Genomic DNA, 19,747 nt, shown 5'->3' with positions numbered 1-19,747 from the left:
TTGCGACTCGATTGTCTTGAGTGCCCGGAATTAGCCATAGCATCCCGAATAAGTCAAGAATTATGTAGTTACTTGTATGAGGAAATACTAGACCGCGCGCGCACAAACGCCTATATCGCGGAGTATGGAACAAATACCTTTCATAAAGATGCACGGTCTTGGCAACGATTTTGTTATTGTTGACGGTCGTGACAGCAAGCCGGATTTATCTGTGGCAGCCTTGCAGGCTATCGCGGACCGGCACCGTGGTGTCGGGTATGATCAGCTCATCGTTTTGGAGCCGACAACGGCTCAAGCGGATGTCTTTATGCGGATATATAATGCGGATGGCTCTGAATCCGAAGCTTGCGGCAATGCTACCCGCTGCGTCGTTAATATGCTGATGGACGAAATGTCCAAAGAGGCGGTGGTCGTTGAAACCCTTGCCGGCCTCCTCGCGGGTACAAAGGACAGTTCTGGTGTCATTGTTGTTGATATGGGAAAGCCCGCACTCGACTGGCAGCAAATCCCGCTATCAAATGCTCAGGATACCGCACATGTTGATCTTGTGGCAGGCCCGCTTAACGATCCGGTCGCCGTAAATATGGGCAACCCCCATGCCGTATTTTTCGTGGATGATGCTGAGCAAATCAATTTGGAAAAATGGGGGCCAATCCTCGAAAATGACCGGATTTTCCCTGAACGGGCAAATATCAGTGTCGCCAGTAAAATGCCAAATGGTGATTTTCGGCTTCGCGTATGGGAGCGCGGCGTTGGAATTACGCTCGCCTGTGGTTCAGCAGCATGCGCGACAATTGTCGCTGCGAATATCCGGGGTTTGAGCGGCCCGTCTGCGCGCCTACATCTGAATGGCGGTCCGCTTGATATGCGGATTGGCGAATCAGGAAATGTCTTCATGGGTGGCGCCATTGCCACAGCCTTTCGTGGATATCTGGATCCAACTCTCCTGCGGGGGCCTGCTAATGGGTGAGAATAAGCCTCTCAAGTCGCCTGAACTAATCACTTTCGGCTGCCGGTTGAATACCTATGAATCAGAGGTTATGCGCGGGCACGCCATTGCAAGCGGGCTGTCGGACGCCGTGATTGTGAACACATGTGCGGTTACCAATGAAGCGGAGCGTCAGGCGCGCCAGGCTATTCGTAAAGCGCGCCGTGACCACCCGAATTCACAAATTGTTGTCACCGGTTGTGCCGCCCAAACTAATCCCGAGCAATTTTCTGAAATGCCTGAGGTGGATCGCATCCTCGGAAATCTAGAGAAACTGGAACCCGCGGCTTTTGGCCTGGAAAAGACGGAGCGCGTTCAGGTAAACGACATCATGTCAGCAGAAGAAACCGCTGGGCATTTGATCGAAGGCTTTGAAGGTCGTGCGCGGGCCTTTCTTCAAATTCAAAATGGATGTAATCATCGCTGTACGTTCTGCATCATTCCTTTTGGCCGTGGGAATAGCCGATCGGTTCCGCTCGGTGCAATCGTGGATCAGGCCAGAACGCTTTCAAAAAACGGTTATAAAGAATTTGTCCTGACCGGTGTTGATATTACCGCATACGGAGAGGATTTACCCGGCGCACCCACTTTGGGTCAGATGTGCCGCCGATTACTTGCCGCAGTTCCCGAGATTCAGCGCCTGCGTTTATCGTCTCTTGATCCCGTGGAGGTGGATGATGATTTGTGGCGCCTTATCGAACATGAGCCTCGCCTAATGCCGCATTTGCATATCAGTTTGCAAGCGGGCGACGATATGGTTCTAAAACGGATGAAACGGCGTCATCTCCGCGCAGATGTATATGAATTTGTTGAAAAAGCCCGGCGTCTGCGCCCCAATGTGGTTTTTGGTGCCGATATTATCGCTGGATTTCCCACGGAAACTGAAGAAATGGCAGCCAATAGCCTTAACCTGATCAGAGACTGCGACATCGCATATATGCATGTGTTTCCTTATTCCGCTCGCCCGGGCACACCAGCTGCAAAAATGCCGCAGGTTCCGGGAAATCTCCGAAAAGACCGCGCCGCAGATCTTCGGGCTGCAGGCGATAAAAATTTGGCCTCTTTTCTGGAAACACTAGTTGGGTCTGAGCAAGCTGTTCTTGTTGAAAATGAAGAGACCGGTCGTACAACCCATTATGCCCCTGTTGTCTTCGATTTCAAGGCTCACCCCGGAGATATCATCAACGTCACCATCAATAAAACGGACGGCAAGAAGCTTTCCGCCAGCGCAGTTAGTTGAATATTTAATATGAGTGATAAAGAAGAAAAAAAAGGCTGGTTTCGCCGTTTACAAGATGGCCTGAAACGGTCTTCCAGTGCAATCTCCACCGGTATTACGGATATCTTCACCAAACGCAAGCTGGATGATGATGTTCTGGAAGAGCTGGAAGAGCTGCTCATTACTTCGGATCTCGGCGTATCCACAGCGGCTCGCATTACAACCAATATTGCCAAGACCCGGTATGACAAGGAAATCGAGCCCGATGAAATTCGCCAGGCCCTGGCCGACGAAGTAACAGCTATACTTGCGCCTGTTGCGCAACCATTTATCCTTATGGAAGACCGAAAGCCGCATGTGGTGCTGGTTGTTGGTGTAAATGGATCCGGTAAAACGACAACGATCGGCAAGCTTGCCCATCAATTCCGCCAAACCGGTAAAAAAGTGGTGCTCGCCGCAGGAGATACCTTTCGCGCAGCCGCAATTGAACAGCTTCAAATCTGGGGAGAGCGGACCGGATGCGACGTTGTTACAACGAAAGTCGGTGGTGATGCCGCCGGTCTTGCCTATTCGGCGATTGAAAAAGCAAAAGCTGATAACGCCGACTTGCTCCTTATCGATACGGCGGGGAGATTACAGAATAAAAGTGATCTGATGGCGGAACTTGAGAAAGTTATTCGGGTTATTCAAAAACTCGATGCCGACGCCCCTCATTCCTGCCTCCTGGTACTGGATGCGACAACTGGACAAAATGCCCTGAACCAGACAGAAATCTTTGGCAAGGTTTGTGAAGTCACAGGGCTGGTAATGACGAAGCTCGACGGTACGGCGCGCGGTGGCGTGCTGGTCGCCATAGCGGATAAATTTGGTCTGCCCGTCCATGCAATCGGTGTTGGTGAAGGCGTGGAAAACCTGCAGCCATTTGAAGCAAGCGATTTTGCCCGGGCGCTTTCCGGTACCAATAATAATTAGAAGGATTGATCTGCGATTATGGCAACCCGTAGAATGCCCACTGGCCTGAAACCGGCAACTGAATTTGGACCTCTGCTGATTTTCTTCGCGGCCTATTATTTCGGGGATCTATATGTGGCAACCGGTGCCATTATGGTAACCACACTGATCTCCCTTGCGATCTCCTACTATTATACCAAAACGCTCCCGGCCATGCCATTGGTCACTGCAGTTGTGGTTATGATATTTGGCGGATTGACCCTGTATTTGGAAGACGAAACTTTCATCAAGATGAAGCCGACAATCGTCAACACGATGTTTTCCGCAATATTGTTTACTGGCCTCCTCTTCGGGAAATCCTTCATCAAGATCCTGTTTGATAATTTCTGGAACCTGGACGATATTGGCTGGAAAAAGCTGACAGTCCGACTGGCAGTCTTCTTTTTGCTAATGGCCGTTCTAAATGAAATTGTCTGGCGCAATTTCTCCACAGATATCTGGGTCAATGTTAAGGTTTTTGCGTCACCGGCGCTAACCTTCGTGTTTTTCATGGCGCAAGTCCCCTTTATCACCAAACATACTGTCGAAAAAACCGCAGAAACTGACGAATGAGCCTTTCCTATTTTCCTCTGGATGGGAATGATTTTCGGTTTACCATGGGGCTACGCGCCCTGAAGAACCGGTCCTGGTTACATGAGGATCAGAACCACCGCACAGATTTGGAAGAAAAAGATCGGATCCTTACAAAATATTATGATCAAGTCGTGGCGGCACGCCCGGGGTCACTGACAGCACAGCAGGAGATTCTTGAGCTTGTGCGCGACGAGCTTCAGACAAATTACCCTAATACAGATGTTCCCATGCCTCCCAATGCAGATGAAGTACCAATTGTCATTGCAGCTCGGCATGTTCAGGAAGATCTCGTCTTGATGCAAGAAATCAACAACAAGTTTATCCTGTCGGCCGCCTGCGTCTGTTTTCCGACGGGCTGGAATTTACAGGAAAAGGCCGGAAAACCGCTTATGGCCATCCATGATCCTGTTCCTGACCTCAATGAGCGGATCGGTAATCCCATTGATCGTTTTTTTCAAAACCTGAAGGGAGGGAAAAAGGTTGAGCGTTTCAATTGGGGTTTATACGATTGCGCTGATTTGTTTCAACCTGCATGGCGTCGCGACACCCACCACCCCAACAAGCAGATAGATGCTGATAACATCGGTCACAAGGTGTTTTTCAGAGTGGAACGGCAAACTCTACAGCGCCTGTCCAATGGCAAGGACATCTTGTTCACCATACGAATTTTTACGAATACCCTGGCTGAAGTCACGAGCGAGAAAAGTCGGGCGACGAAGCTGCTTCGAAGCTTACAGACAATGCCCAATTCCATAAAAAAATATAAATCTATCAACCGTTTCGATGCGCCATTAATGGCATTTTTGAAAGCCGCTTCGAACTAGTTTCCAAATACGGTTGTTAAAATTTCGGTGGTGCGTTTCACCGGATCATTTCGAATGGCCGCCTCTTCAATTGCAAGATAATGGAATAGACCTTCCAATGCCTGATCCGTCGCATGATCTGTCAGATCACCTTTTAAATCCGGTACCAGAGGGTAATCATTATACTCTGCTGTTAAACTTTCATAAGCAGAAATTGCTCCCACGTCTTTTAGTGATTGCTCCATGATCGGGCGCACCGTTTCCTTTAAATCAGCCGTAGTGACTTTTCGAAAATACTGTGTCGCCGCGTCATCTGGCCCATTATAAATCCCTTGCGCATCTTCAAGGGTCATTTCCGTGATCGCTGTGTAGAATATTTCTTTGGTTTTTGGTGCCGCGGCTTCTGCGCCCCGGTTCAGCCGCTCCTCCACGTCATCCGCCATGTCGGAAAGGCCAAATTTCTTCAGTAACGCTTGCGCTTGCTGCATTTCCTCCGGCAGTGGAATATGAATGCTTGGGTCCCCATTATACCCGTCATTCGCACCAACCTGGCCGACAACGGTATCTGTTCCAACCCGTAAGGCCTCTTTCAAGCCCTCTGTTATCTGATCAACGTCCAGGTTACCAACCGTTGAAGACGATGAAGACGATCCGCCTGTGACAGAATTTGTTGTATCGGTTATGGATTTTTGCACTTTGTCAAACAGGCCTGCAGCCTCGACAGACAAACTAAAGCCAATGCCAACAATACCGGCTACAATACCTTTTACGATCAAATTCCGCATTTTCCTGCCCCATCCATACTCGGTTAACGCTTTAGCATCTCGAACGATTTTTTCAGCATATCCCCTTCCGCATTCGTAAAGGGAACAAAGCTTTCCTGATCTTTTATTTCCTCATATTGATGTAGGGCCCAGTAAACGGTAGGAAAAGCCAAATTTTCCCAGGGGATTTCAGACCAGCTAAAGAGCTGAACATCCAGAGATTCTTCTCCAGCAGAAAATTCCGGCTTATCAAGCGTTGCCCGATACATAACCTGAACTTGGCTGATATGCGGAACATTATACAAGGCCAGCATGTCACGGATACGAATGTTCGCCAGAGCCTCTTCATACGCCTCCCGTATTGCTCCTTCTGCTGTCGTTTCATTTTGCTCCATATACCCTGCAGGTAACGTCCAAAATCCTTTTCGCGGATGGATAGCACGCTTGCACAGCAAAAACTTGTCTTCGAAGGTAACAACAGATCCCACAACAATTTTTGGGTTTTCATAATGAACCCAACCGCAATCGGAACAGACATGGCGTTCCATGCTATCCCCTTCGGGAATTTTACGCTTAAAGGCATAATCATTTGGATCTAGTGACGCCACGTCTACCGTTCTTTCGCCGCTTTTTTTTATTTAGGAGCAAGAAGGCTACGGTATTCCACTCTTCTTGCCAAGAATTTGCATAAGAAATTATTGTTCATTTATCAACGAGATCGCCGATAGATTTTGTAACAGCTTGATACAGTTGACTATCTTCAGCAGCCAGTTTCTGCAATTTCGTCCATAGCCTCAAGGCCTCTTCGTCACGGCCTGCTTGAGCTTCTGCCACACCAACATACCACAAAGCCTGGGGCTGCTCAGAATCAAGGGTCAGAACTTTGCGGTAAAGTGCAATGGAACGGCTGGGAATATTGGCTGAACTATCTGAAGCCTGGATGAGAGCGAAGGCTTCTGCCGCCATTGCTGCAACATCATCTTTCACCAGGGCTGACGCTCTTCCATACGCATCTGCGGATTTATCAAACTCCTTTAAAGTTGCATAAACCTGACCCAAACGCATCAAACCGTCATAGTCTGGTGCCTCCGCCATTCTTGTCGACAATCGATCGACCATAGATGTAATCATCGCCTGCCGATCGTCAGCGGACATATCTGCAGCGGCTGCAATATCCTCCTCTGACGGTCCAGTGGTCATCAAATCGGATTTACTGTCAAAGAGAGTTCCAATTTCCATACCGGTTTTCCCGGCGGCATCTCTGATCCGGCGTTCCAAGATTGTCATAAAAGGCGCGTCCGCCGGGCTCTGCTTGAATAGATCAATCCAACTATCAAGGGCCTCCTTCACATTTCCCCGCTGTGCCTGTAAAACGGCCAAATAATAGCGTGCGCCGGGGTGACTGGCATCAAGATCACGTGCTTTCAGAAAGGCATTTTCCGCATCGGCATCTACTACGCCCTCTGCGTGAAAGTAAAAATTCTCACCTGCCCCGACATATAAATCAGGGTCGTTCGGCGCAAGAGCTGTCGCTTGTAAAAATGTTTCTGCCGCTTCTTTATAACGTTCTGAACGCGACAGGCTTCTTGCGAGCAATATCCATCCATCAAGATTGTCCGGTTGCGACTTAAGCCGATCGATGAGCGTTTCAATCAATTGATCAATATTGTCACCGGCGAACGCCGCTTTTTCCGCCTCAATATCCCGCGACGCCAACGGTTGAGAGGGATTGTCGGGAGATCCAAGATCAAAATAAATAAACAGGCTGGCCAATGGGACGCACAGCACCAAACCAATCATTATCAATCGATTGGTTTGTGAACCACCCGCATTTTTGGGATCTTTATGTTGATCGACGCGCAGCATCCGGCGTTTGATTTCAATAGCAAGGGACTCTGCTTCCTCGGTACCCATTATTCCTTGATCCACATCCCGGCGCAGTTCATTCAATTGTTGTTCATAAACCTGCAGACCGCCATCTGTTCTCGAAACGGACACCAACCCTTTTTTTGTAAAAGGCCAGATAAGAATACCGACAGAGACGGCCAATATAACGCCCACCACGAACCAGATCATTTCGGCAACTCATCCTTGTCATCAGGCGAAATTTGTTTGAAACTGGCTTCTTCTTCAGCAGTCAACGGGAGTGTTTCGACATCCCCGGCACTACCACGGCCCCGAAGAAACATGATGACTGCGGTTCCACCGAGGAGGAAAAATGCCAACGGCCCCAGCCATAAGATGGCTGTACGGAGTTTAAAGGGTGGATCTAGCAATACCCAATCTCCATATCGAACAACAAGAAAGGTCTTGACCTCCGCATCCGAATCTCCGGCGACAATACGTTCCCGGATAATCTGGCGCAGGTCGCGTGCCAAATCCGCATTGCTGTCCAGAATCGATTGATTTTGACAGACGAGACAGCGGATACCTTCAGAAATTTCACGAGCTCGGGTTTCCTGCGCAGGATCGTCCAGTCTCTTTTCCACAAAAACTGCGCCGGCGCTCGCGATAACCAGAACTGCGAATATAGTCGCTACCAAACCTGATCGAAATATCGCCCTCAAGAATTATTCCCCTGAAGAAGTGGTGCAATCCGCTGTTCGTAGATATCCTGGGTAACAGGCCCGATAATCTTATCCAATATTTTTCCCTCCGGACCAATGACAAAGGTTTCTGGTACTCCATACACACCAAAATCTATTCCAACCCGCCCCTTCTCATCCATTCCTGTCCGGACATAAGGATTACCATTGCGTTTAAGCCAGCTGGCGGCCGCATCGGGTTTATCTTTATAGTTTAGCCCATAAATTTCGACATTTCCCTGCTTCTTCAATTCCATGAAAAGTGGATGCTCTGCCAGACAAGCCACGCACCATGAGGCGAAAACATTGAGAAGCGTAATTTTGCCGGTTTTAAGGTCAGTGGATGATAGATCAGGGCCATATCCCGGAACTCCGGACAGCGAAAATTCTGGAACCGGTTTACTCACCAATTCAGAGGGTATTTCCGAGGGATCCAGATTGAAAAGGGCGTACCACATAATCACGGCGATGGCCGAAAATGTTAACACCGGTGCCAAAAATCGAAACCGCATTGGTTGACCCTTATATTTGATTGGGCGCTTTTTCGCCCTTGATTTCTAACTGTCTCTTTTTCGGCGCACCCAGTCGCAAACGTCGATCGCTCAAACTCAGAAAGCCGCCAAAAAACATGGTCAAACACCCAAGCCAGATCCAGGAAATAAACGGTTTGTGATAAATGCGGGTCGCGTATCCGCCAGTCCCGTCTTCATCCCCGATAACAACATATAAATCTGCGGTCAGCATCGGGCGGATTGCAGCTTCCGTCGTCATCATCGGCGGATCCGTATAAACCCGCTGCTCCGGAAACATCTGATATCCTGCACCACTACCGCTAGAGGCGGTAAACGTGCCACGAAGTGCATTATAATTAGGTCCTGTAATCTGTTCTGCACCCTCAAACCTGAAATCATATCCCCCGACAATGACTGTTTCTCCGGGCTTCATGATGCCAAGTCTTTCGGACTGCCACGCCTCAGAAGCTGTGATACCGAGGACGACCAGCGCCACGCCGATATGGGCAACTGTCATACCATGGGCGCTGCGCGGTAAATTCACCATACGCCGCCAACTGGAACTGAGTGGTGCGCGAAACAGCTTAATACGATCCGTCCATTCAATAAGAGAACCGATTAATAACCAGGCAAAAAGGCCCATACCGACCATGGCCAATAGAGGTCCATCTGTTTGTAGCCACCAGGTCAGGCCGAGGACAATTAATGCCGCGAACAAGGCAAATTTCAATCGCGACAAAGCACTTCCAAGATCTGCTCTTTTCCAGGGAAGGAATGGGCCAAACGCCATGGCAATTACCAACGGTACGGCGAGTGGTAAAAAGGTCGCGTTGAAATAGGGCGGCCCAACAGAAACCTTCTCTCCGGTAAACGCATCCAGAAAAATGGGGTAAAGTGTTCCGAGTAAGACTGTCGCAGCCGCGGTGGATAACAATAGATTATTCAGAACCAATGCACCTTCCCGACTTATGGGGGCAAATAATCCGCCACCTTTCATCGCCGGCGCCCGCACGGCATAAAGGACCAGGGAACCGCCGATGACAAATATCAGGAACATCAATATAAATACACCCCGCGCCGGATCCGACGCGAACGCATGAACGGAATTCAATACACCGGATCGAACCAGGAAAGTTCCAAGTAAACTCAGGCTAAACGCAATAATGGCCAGCAAAATTGTCCAGTTCTTCAGAGTATCGCGTTTTTCAACAACAATGGCGGAATGCAAAAGCGCGGTCGCGGCCAGCCACGGCATAAAGGACGCATTTTCAACAGGGTCCCAGAACCACCAACCTCCCCATCCCAATTCGTAATATGCCCACCAGGAACCAAGCGCAATACCAATAGTTAGAAAAGCCCATGCTGCTAACGTCCAGGGGCGGACCCACCGCGCCCAGGCCGGGTCGACTTTGCCTTCAATTAATGCGGCTATTGCGAATGAAAAGGTAACGGAAAGACCAACGTAACCCAGATACAGAAATGGCGGATGAAAGGCGAGACCCGGGTCCTGCAGTAGAGGATTGAGCCCGTTCCCATCAAAGGGCGCCGGGCTTAGACGTTCAAACGGGTTTGATGTAAACAACACGAAAAGAAGAAATCCGACACCAATCAATCCCTGAATGGCTAGAACCCGTGCCTTCAAACTGTCCGGAAGATTGCGGCCAAACAGAGCCACGGCAAAACCAAACAGCGCTAATATCCAAACCCAGAGAAGAAGTGATCCTTCATGATTACCCCACACACCGCTGATTTTATAGAGCAACGGTTTGAGGGAATGCGAATTACTGGCGACGTTTAGAATTGAAAAATCACTGGTCACATACCCTATCGTCAGACAAATAAAGGCACCCGTCAAAGCAGCAAACTGAACAAAAGACGCATTATCAGCAAGCTTCATCAGCGCCATGTTCTGATAATGAGCTCCAACAAGCGGCAAAACACCCTGACAAATAGCCGTTATCAGTGCCAGCACCAGGACAAATTGGCCAAGCTCAGCAACCATTATTTGTTTCCTTCAGGCTGCCAATGTCCGGATTTTTTTAGGCTTTCAGCCACTTCAGGCGGCATATAATTTTCATCATGTTTAGCCAGAACATTGGAGGCAACAAACACGCCGTCCTCATTCAACTGGCCTTCCGTGACAACCCCCTGACCTTCGCGAAATAAATCAGGCAGCAACCCTTCGAAGGTGACCGGCACTGCCTCAGCCATGTCAGTGACACGAAATTGAACAATTACCCCCTGCTTGATGACGCTTCCCTCTTCGACCAACCCACCCAAACGAAAGGTTCTTCCTGGAGGAACAGGTTTTTCAGCAAGATCAGACGGGCTATGAAAAAACACGAGGCTGTCTTCAAAAGAGGTCAACACCAATGCCGCCGCAATTGCGAGGATGCTCATTCCCGCAATGACAAAGTACAATCGTTGTTTTTTACGTGTCATACGGTACCCTTCGATGAAGGAGTTGATGTAGCACGCCGCCGATTCGGATGTTGTTGTTCAGCCGCATTTAGTTTTTTCTCAACAGATTTGAGTTTCGATTGGCTCCAGATATACAGGGAAAAAAGGCAGATCGCGGAAATGGCAAATGATGGCCATATAAAAACAGCGTACCCACCCATATTAAAAAATGTGTCGATTTTATCCATCGGTTCCATCAAATATCACTGTAATCTTCGCTTGATCTGATCAATCCATCATATATCGCTTATCGATCTAAAATACACGCAACAACAACATTTATGCGTCACAATGCCGCGATGACCGGTATTCCGCTACTTATCCCGCAGGGCATTCATTTGCAAAATTCTCAGCCGACGCCCCAATATTTCCGCTTTCACCCGGATTATCCAGACCATCACGAAGAAAGATGTATAGGCTGAGCCCATAATTAACAAAGGCATCAGAATTGAGCTATGTATCTTAGGACCTTGCAGAGTTGCGACGCTTGCTGGTTGATGCAACGTATTCCACCAGTCCACTGAAAATTTAATGATGGGAACATTTATGGCGCCTACTAAAATGAGGATAGTCGCAGCTTTCGCAGCTTTATTTGGATCCTCAAAACTTTCCCAAATAGCCATATAGCCAAGATACAAAAATAATAGAACAAGCATGCTTGTTAATCGGGCGTCCCATACCCAGTAAGTTCCCCACATCGGTTGCCCCCACAGGGATCCTGTCACAAGTGCTAGAAAGGTGAAGCTAGCCCCAATCGGAGCGGCCGCTTTGGCGGATAAATCAGCGACGGGATGTTTCCAGATCAGCCCGACTGCCGAAGATACCGCCATCATCGTGTAAATCGACAATGCCATCCAGGCAGCCGGCACATGTACAAACATTATCCGAACGGTTTCGCCTTGTTGATAGTCAGGTGGAGCAACGAATAACCCGAGATATAGTCCAGCGACCAGCAGGATAACCGTCACCGCAACAGACCATGGATAGATCGCCGAGATAATCTTCAAGAACCGTCGAGGGTTGGCATATTTATGTAAATCAATCGCCATTTTATCCGCCAGTATTTCTCTGGTTGTCCTTAGTCAAATGTTAGTCGCAAAGCCGCAGCTGCGGCCACCGGCCCAACTACTAACGCGCCTAATGAAATACCGGATAATAGCATTAGATGCGAGGAAACCGGTAATACAGCAATTGCCGCCTCAACGGCAGCAACACCAAAAATCAGTACAGGTATATATAGAGGTAAAACCAAAAGCGACAATAATACGCCGCCGCGGCGCATTCCAACAGTCAATGCAGCACCAATTGCTCCTATTAAGCTCAAAGTCGGCGTTCCGATAAGTAACGCCAACATCATCACCCAGATCCCTGCGGGATTCATGTTCAGGGACAAAGCCAATATGGGCGATATGACAATAAGAGGTAGAACGGAGGATATCCAGTGCGCGCAGACTTTCCCGAGGATCAGCATTTCTAAAGGCAAAGAGCCCAAAACTAGCAAGTCAAGAGAACCATCCTCGTAATCCGCTTGAAAAATACGATCCAGTGTCAACAGGCAAGCAAGGAGCGCGCCGACCCATACTACACCAGCAGAAATCCTGGATAAAATATTCAGTTCCGGACCGACACCTAGCGGAAACAAAAGGATAACAATAACAAAAAAACTAAGGCTTAGAGAAATGGCGCTACCCTGTCGATAGCTCAGTTTCAAATCTCTCCGAAGAATGGAATGGAACCTTCTCATTGGCTCACCATCGCATCCAGATCAAGTGTAGAGGATACGCTCAGACTAAGAGGTTGATGTGTTGAGTAAAGAATTGTCCCGCCCTCTTCTAAGTGACGGTCCATGTGATTCTTCATCAGTTCTACGTAAGTTTGGTCTAGTGAGCTAAAGGGTTCGTCCAAAATCCAAAGCGGTGCTTTAACAATAAGCAGCCGGGCCAGATTTACCCGCTTTTTTTGACCAGCTGACAAAAATCCGGTCGGTGTTTCCCGTAAAGGACCAAGTTCAAATTCGGAAAGCGCATGGTCAATAGTTCCTTCGCCGAGATACTCTGCCCAGAAATTCAAGTTTTCTGCCACCGTCAGCGCCGATTTCAACGCATCTTGATGACCAACATACAGGAGCTGATTAAGATATCTTTCCGGATCATCAAAACAACTTTTACCCTGCCATTTCAAGTCCCCTTGGACGGGCTTTAACAAAGTCGCACAAATTCGTAAAAGTGAAGATTTCCCGGCACCGTTCTGTCCCCGGATCCAAAGTGCCTCTCCTGCCGGTACATCAAAGGAGACATCTTCAAAAACAAGATGATCCGAACGGACACAGGTTAATTTTTCAACGCTTAAGCTCATAAAGTAACAGCTTCATTCCAAATCAATAGAAATCCTCTGCCATGACTACAGGATTGCTACTGATAGCGCAATTCATAGCGTCGCAGCGTCAATAAAGGTGTTATTCGTAAGTTCGAACGTCGTCAATGACCATGCCGTCATTCGCCAGGCTTCCGGCAGCTACAAATTCCACAGATCCTCTTACTTTGCAGAGATTTTGTATGGATTCTTCAATGGCGGCCTTGAGCTGGTCATTCGCCACGGTACGCATCTCACATTTTAACGTCATGGCATCCACGTTATTGTCACTGCTCACGACAAGTCTTACCTTTTGAATTTCATCATGGCGTTTATGAACCGCAGCAACCTGGGAAGGGTCAACAAACATACCTTTAACTTTCGCCCGTTGATCCGCCCGTCCCATCCAGCCTTTAATTCGGGCGTTAGTTCGGCCACATGGGCTTTGACCTTCCAGTATCGCGGACATATCACCAGTTGCAAATCTGATGAGAGGATAGGTTTTGTTAAAGCAGGTAACCAGAACCTCTCCCACTTCGCCGGGGGCAACAGGATCACCGGTCCCTGGGCGCACAATTTCCACTATCACACCTTCGTCGATAATCATGCCTTCCATGGCATCGCTCTCATAGGCGATTAAGCCGACATCCGCCGTTCCATAAGATTGGACGACGGATTGCATTCCTAAATCAATTAATGTTGACCGAAGGGAAGGCGGTAAAGCTTCACCGCCAACGCTTGCTTGCGTAATGGAGGACATATCAAGATCTGCCTCCTGCCCTTTTTCAAGCAAAATCCGAAGAAATGAGGGAGTTCCAACATAGGCCTTAGGCCGCAATTCACTGATAGCTTGAAGCTGCATTTCCGTATTTCCAACTCCCGCAGGAAATACGGGGCAGCCAACTGCTCGCGCACCACTTTCCATCATCATTCCGGCAGGCGTCATGTGATAAGAAAAAGTGTTATGCACTAAATCTCCGGGACGAAAGCCTGCGGCCCACATAGCACGGCCCATGCGAAAATAATCCTTCACTTCCTGGCCTGGTTCATAAATCGGGCCCGGGGACATGAAAATATTCGCAAGTTTATCTACTGGCTCAGCATTCAATCCACCAAAGGGAGGGGATTTTTTTTGCTGGGCTATCAAATCTGACTTTCTTGTAACCGGTAGGGCTGACAAAGCTTTAAAATCGTTGATCGAATTCGCGTCAACACCATCTAGTATCTCTGCAAAATATGTAGAATTCGATTTTGCATGTGAGATTTGATCCGCAAGAGCGTGAAACTGCTCCTGATTGCGCTGATCTTCATCACGGGTTTCTAGGGAATCGTAATACGTGTCTGCGGCAGTCATGCGGCACCTGTCGGATAGTTGGATTTAGAATAAAAAGTTATGCCAGCCAGCGTTTGCGGCGGCGATAATGTTTTACATCCCGAAAACTTTTCCGGCCATCTCCGCCCAGGCCTAGATAAAATTCCTTCACATCTTCATTGCTGGCCAAGTCGGACGCATTTCCGTCCATGACAACTCTGCCATTTTCGAGGATGTAACCGTAATGGGCATATTTCAACGCAATGGTTGCATTTTGTTCAGCAACCAAAAAGCTTACCCCGGTTTCTTCATTCAATCGCTTGACGATTTCGAATATTTCCTCAACCAATTGCGGTGCCAGACCCATTGATGGCTCATCGAGAAGAATCAGATTTGGTTCCGCCATTAGAGCGCGGCCAACGGCGACCATCTGCTGTTCACCGCCGGAAATATATCCAGCTAATGATGTCCGGCGTTCTTTAAGACGGGGAAAATAATGATAAACTTTTTCAAGTTCCTTATTGATGGCAGCGCGGCCACCTTTTCTTGTGTAAGCGCCGGTTAGAAGGTTTTCCTCTACGGTCAAATGCTCGAAACAATGCCGTCCTTCCATGACCTGAATAACCCCTTCAGTCACCAGTTCTGATGGCGACTTTTCGGTAATATCAGTTCCATTATATTCGATGTTGCCTTTCGTAACCTCCCCACGCTCGGAGCGGAGGAGGTTCGAAATGGCTTTGAGAGTGGTTGTCTTACCAGCACCATTAGCGCCGAGAACAGAGACGATAGCGCCCTCTTGCACCTCCAAAGAAACGCCTTTTAAAACCAAGATAACATGGTCATAAATGACCTCGATATTATTGACCGTCAAAAGCGGTTCTTTAGAAGTACTCATAAGTTCAGCTCACTCTTTCTTAGTCGGTCTTATTTACAAGTCGCGCGTGTAAGACCTTTTTCCTGCAGATACTTGTCCGCAGAGGCTTTAATCGCAGGTTGCACCATTTCATCAATTGGCTGAATCCAATCTGTGATCATTGACCAATTGGAACCATCCCACTGTTGAATTTTAACACCACCGCCAACGCCTACATGGTTTTCACAAGTGACTGTAATGTTTGGAACAATACCTTGTGCACCAAGTGCTTTCGCACGCTCAGGTGTCATATCGATATTTTCCAAGCCCCAGCGAAGCTGTTCGGCTGTGATGGATGCAACACCGAATTTCTTTTGTGCCAGCAAAATGCCTTCGTGAACCAATACTTGAGAGGCAACTGCACGGTTATAAAGCACAGTACCTACTTGATCCGCACCTGCGCCATTACCTTTGGCATAGACATATTTCTCGATATCCTGAATGACAGGGAAATCTTTGCCGGAGCCAGAGAAGGCTGCACTTTTGTAGCCCTTTGCTGCTGCACCTGCAGGAACGGTATCAACTTCCGCGCCTGACCACCAGTTACCAATAAAATGATCGCTGGGAAAGTTAATATTGGAGGCTTCCTTGATAGCCGTCTGGTTCATTACACCCCAACCCCACATGGTAATGAAGTCTGGACGATTCCGACGAATTTGCAGCCATGTGGCTTTTTGCTCGATACCAGGAAAAGATACTGGATACAATTGGATTTCGAAACCAAATTTCTTGGCTGCTGCTTCAAAAAGCGGAATAGGTTCTTTACCGTAGGCTATATCAAGATAAACAAGGGCAACTTTTTTACCCTTAAGATCTTCAATTGTGCCGCCAGACATCGTACCCATATACTTCAAGATTGCTGTCGCCTGTCCCCAATAGTTTGTGGACATTGGGAAGATATATGGAAATGCAGCGCCATCACCAGCGTCTGAGCGACCATAGCCCATGGAAACAATATTGATCTTGTCTGAAACAACACGATCCGCCAGCGCATATGTCACACCTGTGCTCAACGGATGATAAACCAAAGCGCCCTTATTGTTGTTTTTAGTCCGCTCGTAACATTCAACACCACGGTCAGTATTGTAGCCAAATTCACATTCATCTGTGATGACTTTTGCGCCGCCGACGCCGCCATCACGCTCGTTGATCATGGCCCAATAGTCCGCAAACCCATCAGCGAACGGGACACCACCCGGCGCGAATGGTCCTGTACGATACACTAGGCTAGGCAGATACAGGCTTTCTTCTGCTGCGGCGGGTGCCGGAGCTGTGAACGGGGCTGCCAATACGGCTGCACCAACCACACTTAAAAACATATTCTTAAATTTCATCATTTTCCTCCCAGATGAATCTCGAAAAAAGCGGTTCCAGCCGCCGAGATAATATATCGTCGCAAGGCAATAGATAAAAAGCAAGCTCTTACCTATTTCAAGCAACGGTTCAATATGGAAATGGCCAGGTTCGCAATTTCTCCTTACCAATACTCCATAGTCTTGCAAGCCCATGCGGCTCAACAATAAGAAAGAATACAATCATGATTCCAAACACCATGAACTCAATGTGAACTACAAGATCCACAGCCAAATTCATTCCAAGCATTGGCGGAACATTATTCAGAAAAATCGGGAGCAACGTTATAAAAGCCGCGCCGATAAAGGCCCCCATAATACTACCCAGGCCGCCAATAATAATCATAAACAAAATCGAAAAAGATCGGTTAATACCGAAAGCCTCTGGCTCAACCGTTCCCAAATGTACGAAAGCCCAGAGAGCACCTGCAACACCACACAAAAACGAACTTACGGCAAAAGCGGACAGTTTTGTCTGCAATGGTTTGAAACCAATAATCTCAGCCGCTATGTCCATATCGCGGATCGCCATCCAACCGCGGCCGATATGGCTGCGAATCAGGTTTTTTGTAGCCAATGCCAAAACAACTACAAAACAAAGGGTGAATATATACTTTTTCGCTGATGTATCAAAAACATATTCCAGGCTTGTAAATGGCAACCCGATAGCGAGTGGTGGTGCCGTAATAACACCTGACGCACTGTAATTCGTGAACCAACCAACTTTAATAAAAAGCCATTCGATAAAGAATTGCGCTGCCAATGTGGCCACCGCCAAATAAAAGCCCTTAATTCGCAAGCTGGGTATACCAAACATGATACCTACGCCAGCTGACATTAGGCCGCCCATCAACAAGACTAGAACTATAGGCATTTCAGGCATACCCGTGGCAAACTTATAGGCCATAAAAGCACCGACCGCCATAAATCCGCCCGTCCCAAGCGACAATTGACCTGCATATCCCGTCAGCACATTCAAGCCCAAGGCTGCAAGAGCCAATATCAGAAATGGTATAAAAATAGCCGAGATCAGATAATCGCTTGCAACCAATGGCACGCCGAAAAAGGCAACTAAGAGGATTAAAATCAATCCAATGCGATCCTGCCGAAGGGGAAAAATTGCCTGGTCTTGTTTGTAGCTGGAGCTGAATTGCCCGGATTCACGATAAAACATGCCGCTTACACCCTTTCGATAATTTTTTCACCGAACAAACCTTGTGGTCGGAAGAGTAAAAAGACCATGGCCAGCATATAGGCAAACCAATTCTCGATCGCGCCACCAATAAAGGGGCCAATATAGATTTCTGCCAGCTTCTCTCCGGCGCCAATAATCAGACCACCGACAATTGCGCCCGGGATTGACGTAAAACCGCCAAGAATTAGAACAGGCAGAGCCTTCAGGGCAACCAGGCTAAGGCTAAATTGAACACCAAGTTTCGTCCCCCACATAATCCCGGCAATCAAGCCGACCAATCCGGCAACCGACCAAACAATAATCCATATGTGATGCAGGGAAATGCCAACAGAAAGGGCTGCCTGATGATCATCTGCAACAGCGCGCAATGCACGACCAACTTTCGTTTTGCTGAAAAAGATGGCGAGGCCGGCAACCATGACACCCGCGACAACCCCCGCAACCAGTTCAAGTTTGTCGATCAGGATATCAAAGATGAAAAGCGGACCAGTTGGAATACCGATATCAAGCACCTTAATATCACTTCCCCAAACCGTTTGCCCAAATCCGTCGATAAAGAATGTAATCCCGATTGTCGCCATAAAGAGAATAATGGGTTCCTGATTGACGAGCTTTCCAAGAACAAGCTTATCAACCAAATACGCAAGAATAACCATAATAAGAACGGCAAGGACAAACGCCACCGGCCAGGGCACTCCGAGTTTTTCCTGTATACCTACAAAGCTTAGTGCCGCAAACAGCATCATGGCGCCTTGAGCAAAGTTAAAAACGCCGGATGCCTTGAAAATCAAGACGAATCCGAGCGCGATAAGTGAGTACAACGTTCCCGTAAGGAGGCCGCTGATCAACACTTCGATAAAAAAGTAAAATTCACCTAGAAAATTCTGCATCGTATGCTCCAGCTACCGGCTTAGTGGCCGCCGCCCAAATAGGCGTCAATTACATTTTGGTCGGCACGAACAGCGTCAGGTGTGCCATCCGCGATTTTCCCGCCATAATCAAGGACGAGCACACGGTCAGAAATATCCATCACGACGCCCATATCATGTTCAATCAAACAAATTGTCGTGCCGAATTCCTGATTCACATCCAGAATAAACCGACACATATCTTCTTTTTCTTCCAAGTTCATACCAGCCATCGGCTCGTCCAATAGCAAAAGGTCCGGTTCCGCTGCCAGCGCCCGACCAAGTTCAACCCGTTTTTGCAGTCCATAAGGCAGCCGGCCAACCGGTGTTTTTCGGATTGCTTCAATTTCAAGAAAATCAATAATGTCTTCGACATAGCGACGATGTTCTAGTTCTTCACGCTCGGCGCGACCGCGCCAGATCATTGCTGAAATGATCCCAGATTTCATTTTCAGGTTCCGACCCGTCATAATATTATCGAGGGTCGACATACCCTTAAACAATGCCACATTTTGAAAGGTGCGACCAATTCCTTGCGCAGCAGCTTCGTAGGGCTTCATCTGACTGCGGGTTGTTCCTTTGTATGTGATTGTTCCCTGCTGTGGATGATAAAAACCGTTAATACAATTCAGCATAGAGGTTTTTCCAGCCCCGTTGGGCCCAATTATCGCACGAACTTCACCCTCAAGAATATCAAAGCTTACATCTACAATTGCTTTTACCGCTCCGAAGGAGAGGCTGATTCCCTTGACATCAAGTAAGGTATCGCCGATTTTTCGATTATCTTCCAACATTATAAT

General features: G+C 48.0%; 22 protein-coding genes. 5 read left to right on the top strand and 17 right to left on the bottom strand.

What is annotated here, in order from left to right:
- The first annotated feature begins 124 nt into the window (after nucleotides 1–124).
- The 5 genes from dapF to NBZ79_RS01485 are packed head-to-tail and all read left to right on the top strand — an operon-like array spanning nucleotide 125 to nucleotide 4,615.
- Nucleotides 125–970, top strand: coding sequence for a diaminopimelate epimerase (gene dapF, locus NBZ79_RS01505; RefSeq protein ID WP_251934807.1), 846 nt, complete (start codon nucleotides 125–127; stop codon nucleotides 968–970).
- Nucleotides 963–2,228, top strand: a complete 1,266-nt coding sequence (gene mtaB / locus NBZ79_RS01500; protein ID WP_251934806.1) for a tRNA (N(6)-L-threonylcarbamoyladenosine(37)-C(2))-methylthiotransferase MtaB — start codon at nucleotides 963–965, stop codon at nucleotides 2,226–2,228. Before dapF ends, mtaB begins: the two co-directional genes overlap by 8 nt.
- Before the next feature lie 9 nt (nucleotides 2,229–2,237).
- Nucleotides 2,238–3,179 carry a signal recognition particle-docking protein FtsY gene (ftsY, locus tag NBZ79_RS01495; RefSeq protein ID WP_251934804.1) on the top strand — a complete coding sequence of 314 codons (942 nt, stop codon included), beginning with the start codon at nucleotides 2,238–2,240 and terminating at the stop codon, nucleotides 3,177–3,179.
- An 18-nt stretch (nucleotides 3,180–3,197) separates the two neighbouring features.
- Entirely contained in the window at nucleotides 3,198–3,770 is a 573-nt protein-coding gene (locus NBZ79_RS01490) for a septation protein A (RefSeq protein ID WP_251934802.1), read from the top strand.
- Nucleotides 3,767–4,615, top strand: a complete 849-nt coding sequence (locus NBZ79_RS01485) for a heme-dependent oxidative N-demethylase family protein (protein WP_251934800.1) — start codon at nucleotides 3,767–3,769, stop codon at nucleotides 4,613–4,615. Before NBZ79_RS01490 ends, NBZ79_RS01485 begins: the two co-directional genes overlap by 4 nt.
- On the opposite strand, the gene NBZ79_RS01480 is transcribed toward NBZ79_RS01485, so the two are convergent.
- From NBZ79_RS01480 to NBZ79_RS01405, 17 genes are all read right to left on the bottom strand, one after another.
- Nucleotides 4,612–5,379 carry a DUF4197 domain-containing protein gene (locus NBZ79_RS01480; RefSeq protein ID WP_251934798.1) on the bottom strand — a complete coding sequence of 256 codons (768 nt, stop codon included), beginning with the start codon at nucleotides 5,377–5,379 and terminating at the stop codon, nucleotides 4,612–4,614. The two genes, NBZ79_RS01485 and NBZ79_RS01480, sit on opposite strands and share 4 nt — an antisense overlap.
- 23 nt (nucleotides 5,380–5,402) lie before the next feature.
- Nucleotides 5,403–5,966, bottom strand: a complete 564-nt coding sequence (locus NBZ79_RS01475; protein WP_251934797.1) for an NUDIX hydrolase — start codon at nucleotides 5,964–5,966, stop codon at nucleotides 5,403–5,405.
- Nucleotides 5,967–6,060: 94 nt separating this feature from the next.
- Nucleotides 6,061–7,434 carry a c-type cytochrome biogenesis protein CcmI gene (gene ccmI / locus NBZ79_RS01470; RefSeq protein WP_251934795.1) on the bottom strand — a complete coding sequence of 458 codons (1,374 nt, stop codon included), beginning with the start codon at nucleotides 7,432–7,434 and terminating at the stop codon, nucleotides 6,061–6,063.
- Entirely contained in the window at nucleotides 7,431–7,925 is a 495-nt protein-coding gene (locus tag NBZ79_RS01465) for a cytochrome c-type biogenesis protein (RefSeq protein ID WP_251934793.1), read from the bottom strand. The genes ccmI and NBZ79_RS01465 overlap by 4 nt, the downstream gene beginning before the upstream one ends.
- Nucleotides 7,922–8,455 (bottom strand): DsbE family thiol:disulfide interchange protein, encoded by a 534-nt coding sequence (locus tag NBZ79_RS01460; RefSeq protein ID WP_251934791.1) that lies wholly within the window; start codon nucleotides 8,453–8,455, stop codon nucleotides 7,922–7,924. Before NBZ79_RS01460 ends, NBZ79_RS01465 begins: the two co-directional genes overlap by 4 nt.
- Before the next feature lie 10 nt (nucleotides 8,456–8,465).
- The gene (locus tag NBZ79_RS01455) at nucleotides 8,466–10,457 is read right to left on the bottom strand and encodes a heme lyase CcmF/NrfE family subunit (protein WP_251934789.1); all 1,992 of its coding nucleotides are present in this window, start codon (nucleotides 10,455–10,457) and stop codon (nucleotides 8,466–8,468) included.
- Complete coding sequence (gene ccmE, locus NBZ79_RS01450; RefSeq protein ID WP_251934788.1) at nucleotides 10,457–10,897, bottom strand: cytochrome c maturation protein CcmE; 441 nt, start codon at nucleotides 10,895–10,897, stop codon at nucleotides 10,457–10,459. Before ccmE ends, NBZ79_RS01455 begins: the two co-directional genes overlap by 1 nt.
- A complete protein-coding gene (ccmD, locus tag NBZ79_RS19625; protein WP_420854568.1) occupies nucleotides 10,894–11,076 on the bottom strand; it encodes a heme exporter protein CcmD in 183 nt (60 codons plus the stop codon). Before ccmD ends, ccmE begins: the two co-directional genes overlap by 4 nt.
- 153 nt (nucleotides 11,077–11,229) lie before the next feature.
- A complete protein-coding gene (locus NBZ79_RS01445; RefSeq protein WP_251934787.1) occupies nucleotides 11,230–11,964 on the bottom strand; it encodes a heme ABC transporter permease in 735 nt (244 codons plus the stop codon).
- Nucleotides 11,965–11,993: 29 nt separating this feature from the next.
- A complete protein-coding gene (gene ccmB, locus NBZ79_RS01440; RefSeq protein WP_256470264.1) occupies nucleotides 11,994–12,659 on the bottom strand; it encodes a heme exporter protein CcmB in 666 nt (221 codons plus the stop codon).
- Nucleotides 12,656–13,270, bottom strand: coding sequence for a heme ABC exporter ATP-binding protein CcmA (gene ccmA, locus NBZ79_RS01435; RefSeq protein ID WP_251934785.1), 615 nt, complete (start codon nucleotides 13,268–13,270; stop codon nucleotides 12,656–12,658). Before ccmA ends, ccmB begins: the two co-directional genes overlap by 4 nt.
- Before the next feature lie 100 nt (nucleotides 13,271–13,370).
- Entirely contained in the window at nucleotides 13,371–14,621 is a 1,251-nt protein-coding gene (locus NBZ79_RS01430; protein ID WP_251934783.1) for a phenylacetate--CoA ligase family protein, read from the bottom strand.
- Between the two features lie 37 nt (nucleotides 14,622–14,658).
- Nucleotides 14,659–15,474, bottom strand: coding sequence for an ABC transporter ATP-binding protein (locus NBZ79_RS01425; protein ID WP_251934782.1), 816 nt, complete (start codon nucleotides 15,472–15,474; stop codon nucleotides 14,659–14,661).
- A 29-nt stretch (nucleotides 15,475–15,503) separates the two neighbouring features.
- Complete coding sequence (locus tag NBZ79_RS01420) at nucleotides 15,504–17,000, bottom strand: ABC transporter substrate-binding protein (protein ID WP_251934780.1); 1,497 nt, start codon at nucleotides 16,998–17,000, stop codon at nucleotides 15,504–15,506.
- A complete protein-coding gene (locus NBZ79_RS01415) occupies nucleotides 16,936–18,018 on the bottom strand; it encodes a branched-chain amino acid ABC transporter permease (RefSeq protein ID WP_251934779.1) in 1,083 nt (360 codons plus the stop codon). The genes NBZ79_RS01420 and NBZ79_RS01415 overlap by 65 nt, the downstream gene beginning before the upstream one ends.
- A gap of 5 nt (nucleotides 18,019–18,023) precedes the next feature.
- Nucleotides 18,024–18,929, bottom strand: a complete 906-nt coding sequence (locus NBZ79_RS01410; RefSeq protein WP_251934777.1) for a branched-chain amino acid ABC transporter permease — start codon at nucleotides 18,927–18,929, stop codon at nucleotides 18,024–18,026.
- Nucleotides 18,930–18,949: 20 nt separating this feature from the next.
- The gene (locus tag NBZ79_RS01405; protein WP_251934776.1) at nucleotides 18,950–19,741 is read right to left on the bottom strand and encodes an ABC transporter ATP-binding protein; all 792 of its coding nucleotides are present in this window, start codon (nucleotides 19,739–19,741) and stop codon (nucleotides 18,950–18,952) included.
- Nucleotides 19,742–19,747: the final 6 nt, after the last annotated feature.

The sequence above is a fragment of the Sneathiella marina genome, assembly GCF_023746535.1.
Lineage (GTDB): Bacteria > Pseudomonadota > Alphaproteobacteria > Sneathiellales > Sneathiellaceae > Sneathiella > Sneathiella marina.
This window is presented reverse-complemented; position numbering and strand designations above follow the sequence as displayed.

What these genes read in the sequence shown, in the direction of transcription:
- dapF (WP_251934807.1), top strand. Translation starts at nt 125, where the DNA reads ATGGAACAAATACCTTTCATAAAGATGCACGGTCTTGGCAACGATTTT.
- mtaB (WP_251934806.1), top strand. Translation starts at nt 963, where the DNA reads ATGGGTGAGAATAAGCCTCTCAAGTCGCCTGAACTAATCACTTTCGGC.
- ftsY (WP_251934804.1), top strand. Translation starts at nt 2,238, where the DNA reads ATGAGTGATAAAGAAGAAAAAAAAGGCTGGTTTCGCCGTTTACAAGAT.
- NBZ79_RS01490 (WP_251934802.1), top strand. Translation starts at nt 3,198, where the DNA reads ATGGCAACCCGTAGAATGCCCACTGGCCTGAAACCGGCAACTGAATTT.
- NBZ79_RS01485 (WP_251934800.1), top strand. Translation starts at nt 3,767, where the DNA reads ATGAGCCTTTCCTATTTTCCTCTGGATGGGAATGATTTTCGGTTTACC.
- NBZ79_RS01480 (WP_251934798.1), bottom strand. Translation starts at nt 5,379, where the DNA reads ATGCGGAATTTGATCGTAAAAGGTATTGTAGCCGGTATTGTTGGCATT.
- ccmI (WP_251934795.1), bottom strand. Translation starts at nt 7,434, where the DNA reads ATGATCTGGTTCGTGGTGGGCGTTATATTGGCCGTCTCTGTCGGTATT.
- NBZ79_RS01460 (WP_251934791.1), bottom strand. Translation starts at nt 8,455, where the DNA reads ATGCGGTTTCGATTTTTGGCACCGGTGTTAACATTTTCGGCCATCGCC.
- NBZ79_RS01455 (WP_251934789.1), bottom strand. Translation starts at nt 10,457, where the DNA reads ATGGTTGCTGAGCTTGGCCAATTTGTCCTGGTGCTGGCACTGATAACG.
- ccmE (WP_251934788.1), bottom strand. Translation starts at nt 10,897, where the DNA reads ATGACACGTAAAAAACAACGATTGTACTTTGTCATTGCGGGAATGAGC.
- ccmD (WP_420854568.1), bottom strand. Translation starts at nt 11,076, where the DNA reads ATGGGTGGGTACGCTGTTTTTATATGGCCATCATTTGCCATTTCCGCG.
- NBZ79_RS01445 (WP_251934787.1), bottom strand. Translation starts at nt 11,964, where the DNA reads ATGGCGATTGATTTACATAAATATGCCAACCCTCGACGGTTCTTGAAG.
- ccmB (WP_256470264.1), bottom strand. Translation starts at nt 12,659, where the DNA reads ATGAGAAGGTTCCATTCCATTCTTCGGAGAGATTTGAAACTGAGCTAT.
- ccmA (WP_251934785.1), bottom strand. Translation starts at nt 13,270, where the DNA reads ATGAGCTTAAGCGTTGAAAAATTAACCTGTGTCCGTTCGGATCATCTT.
- NBZ79_RS01430 (WP_251934783.1), bottom strand. Translation starts at nt 14,621, where the DNA reads ATGACTGCCGCAGACACGTATTACGATTCCCTAGAAACCCGTGATGAA.
- NBZ79_RS01425 (WP_251934782.1), bottom strand. Translation starts at nt 15,474, where the DNA reads ATGAGTACTTCTAAAGAACCGCTTTTGACGGTCAATAATATCGAGGTC.
- NBZ79_RS01420 (WP_251934780.1), bottom strand. Translation starts at nt 17,000, where the DNA reads ATGGGCTTGCAAGACTATGGAGTATTGGTAAGGAGAAATTGCGAACCT.
- NBZ79_RS01415 (WP_251934779.1), bottom strand. Translation starts at nt 18,018, where the DNA reads ATGTTTTATCGTGAATCCGGGCAATTCAGCTCCAGCTACAAACAAGAC.
- NBZ79_RS01410 (WP_251934777.1), bottom strand. Translation starts at nt 18,929, where the DNA reads ATGCAGAATTTTCTAGGTGAATTTTACTTTTTTATCGAAGTGTTGATC.
- NBZ79_RS01405 (WP_251934776.1), bottom strand. Translation starts at nt 19,741, where the DNA reads ATGTTGGAAGATAATCGAAAAATCGGCGATACCTTACTTGATGTCAAG.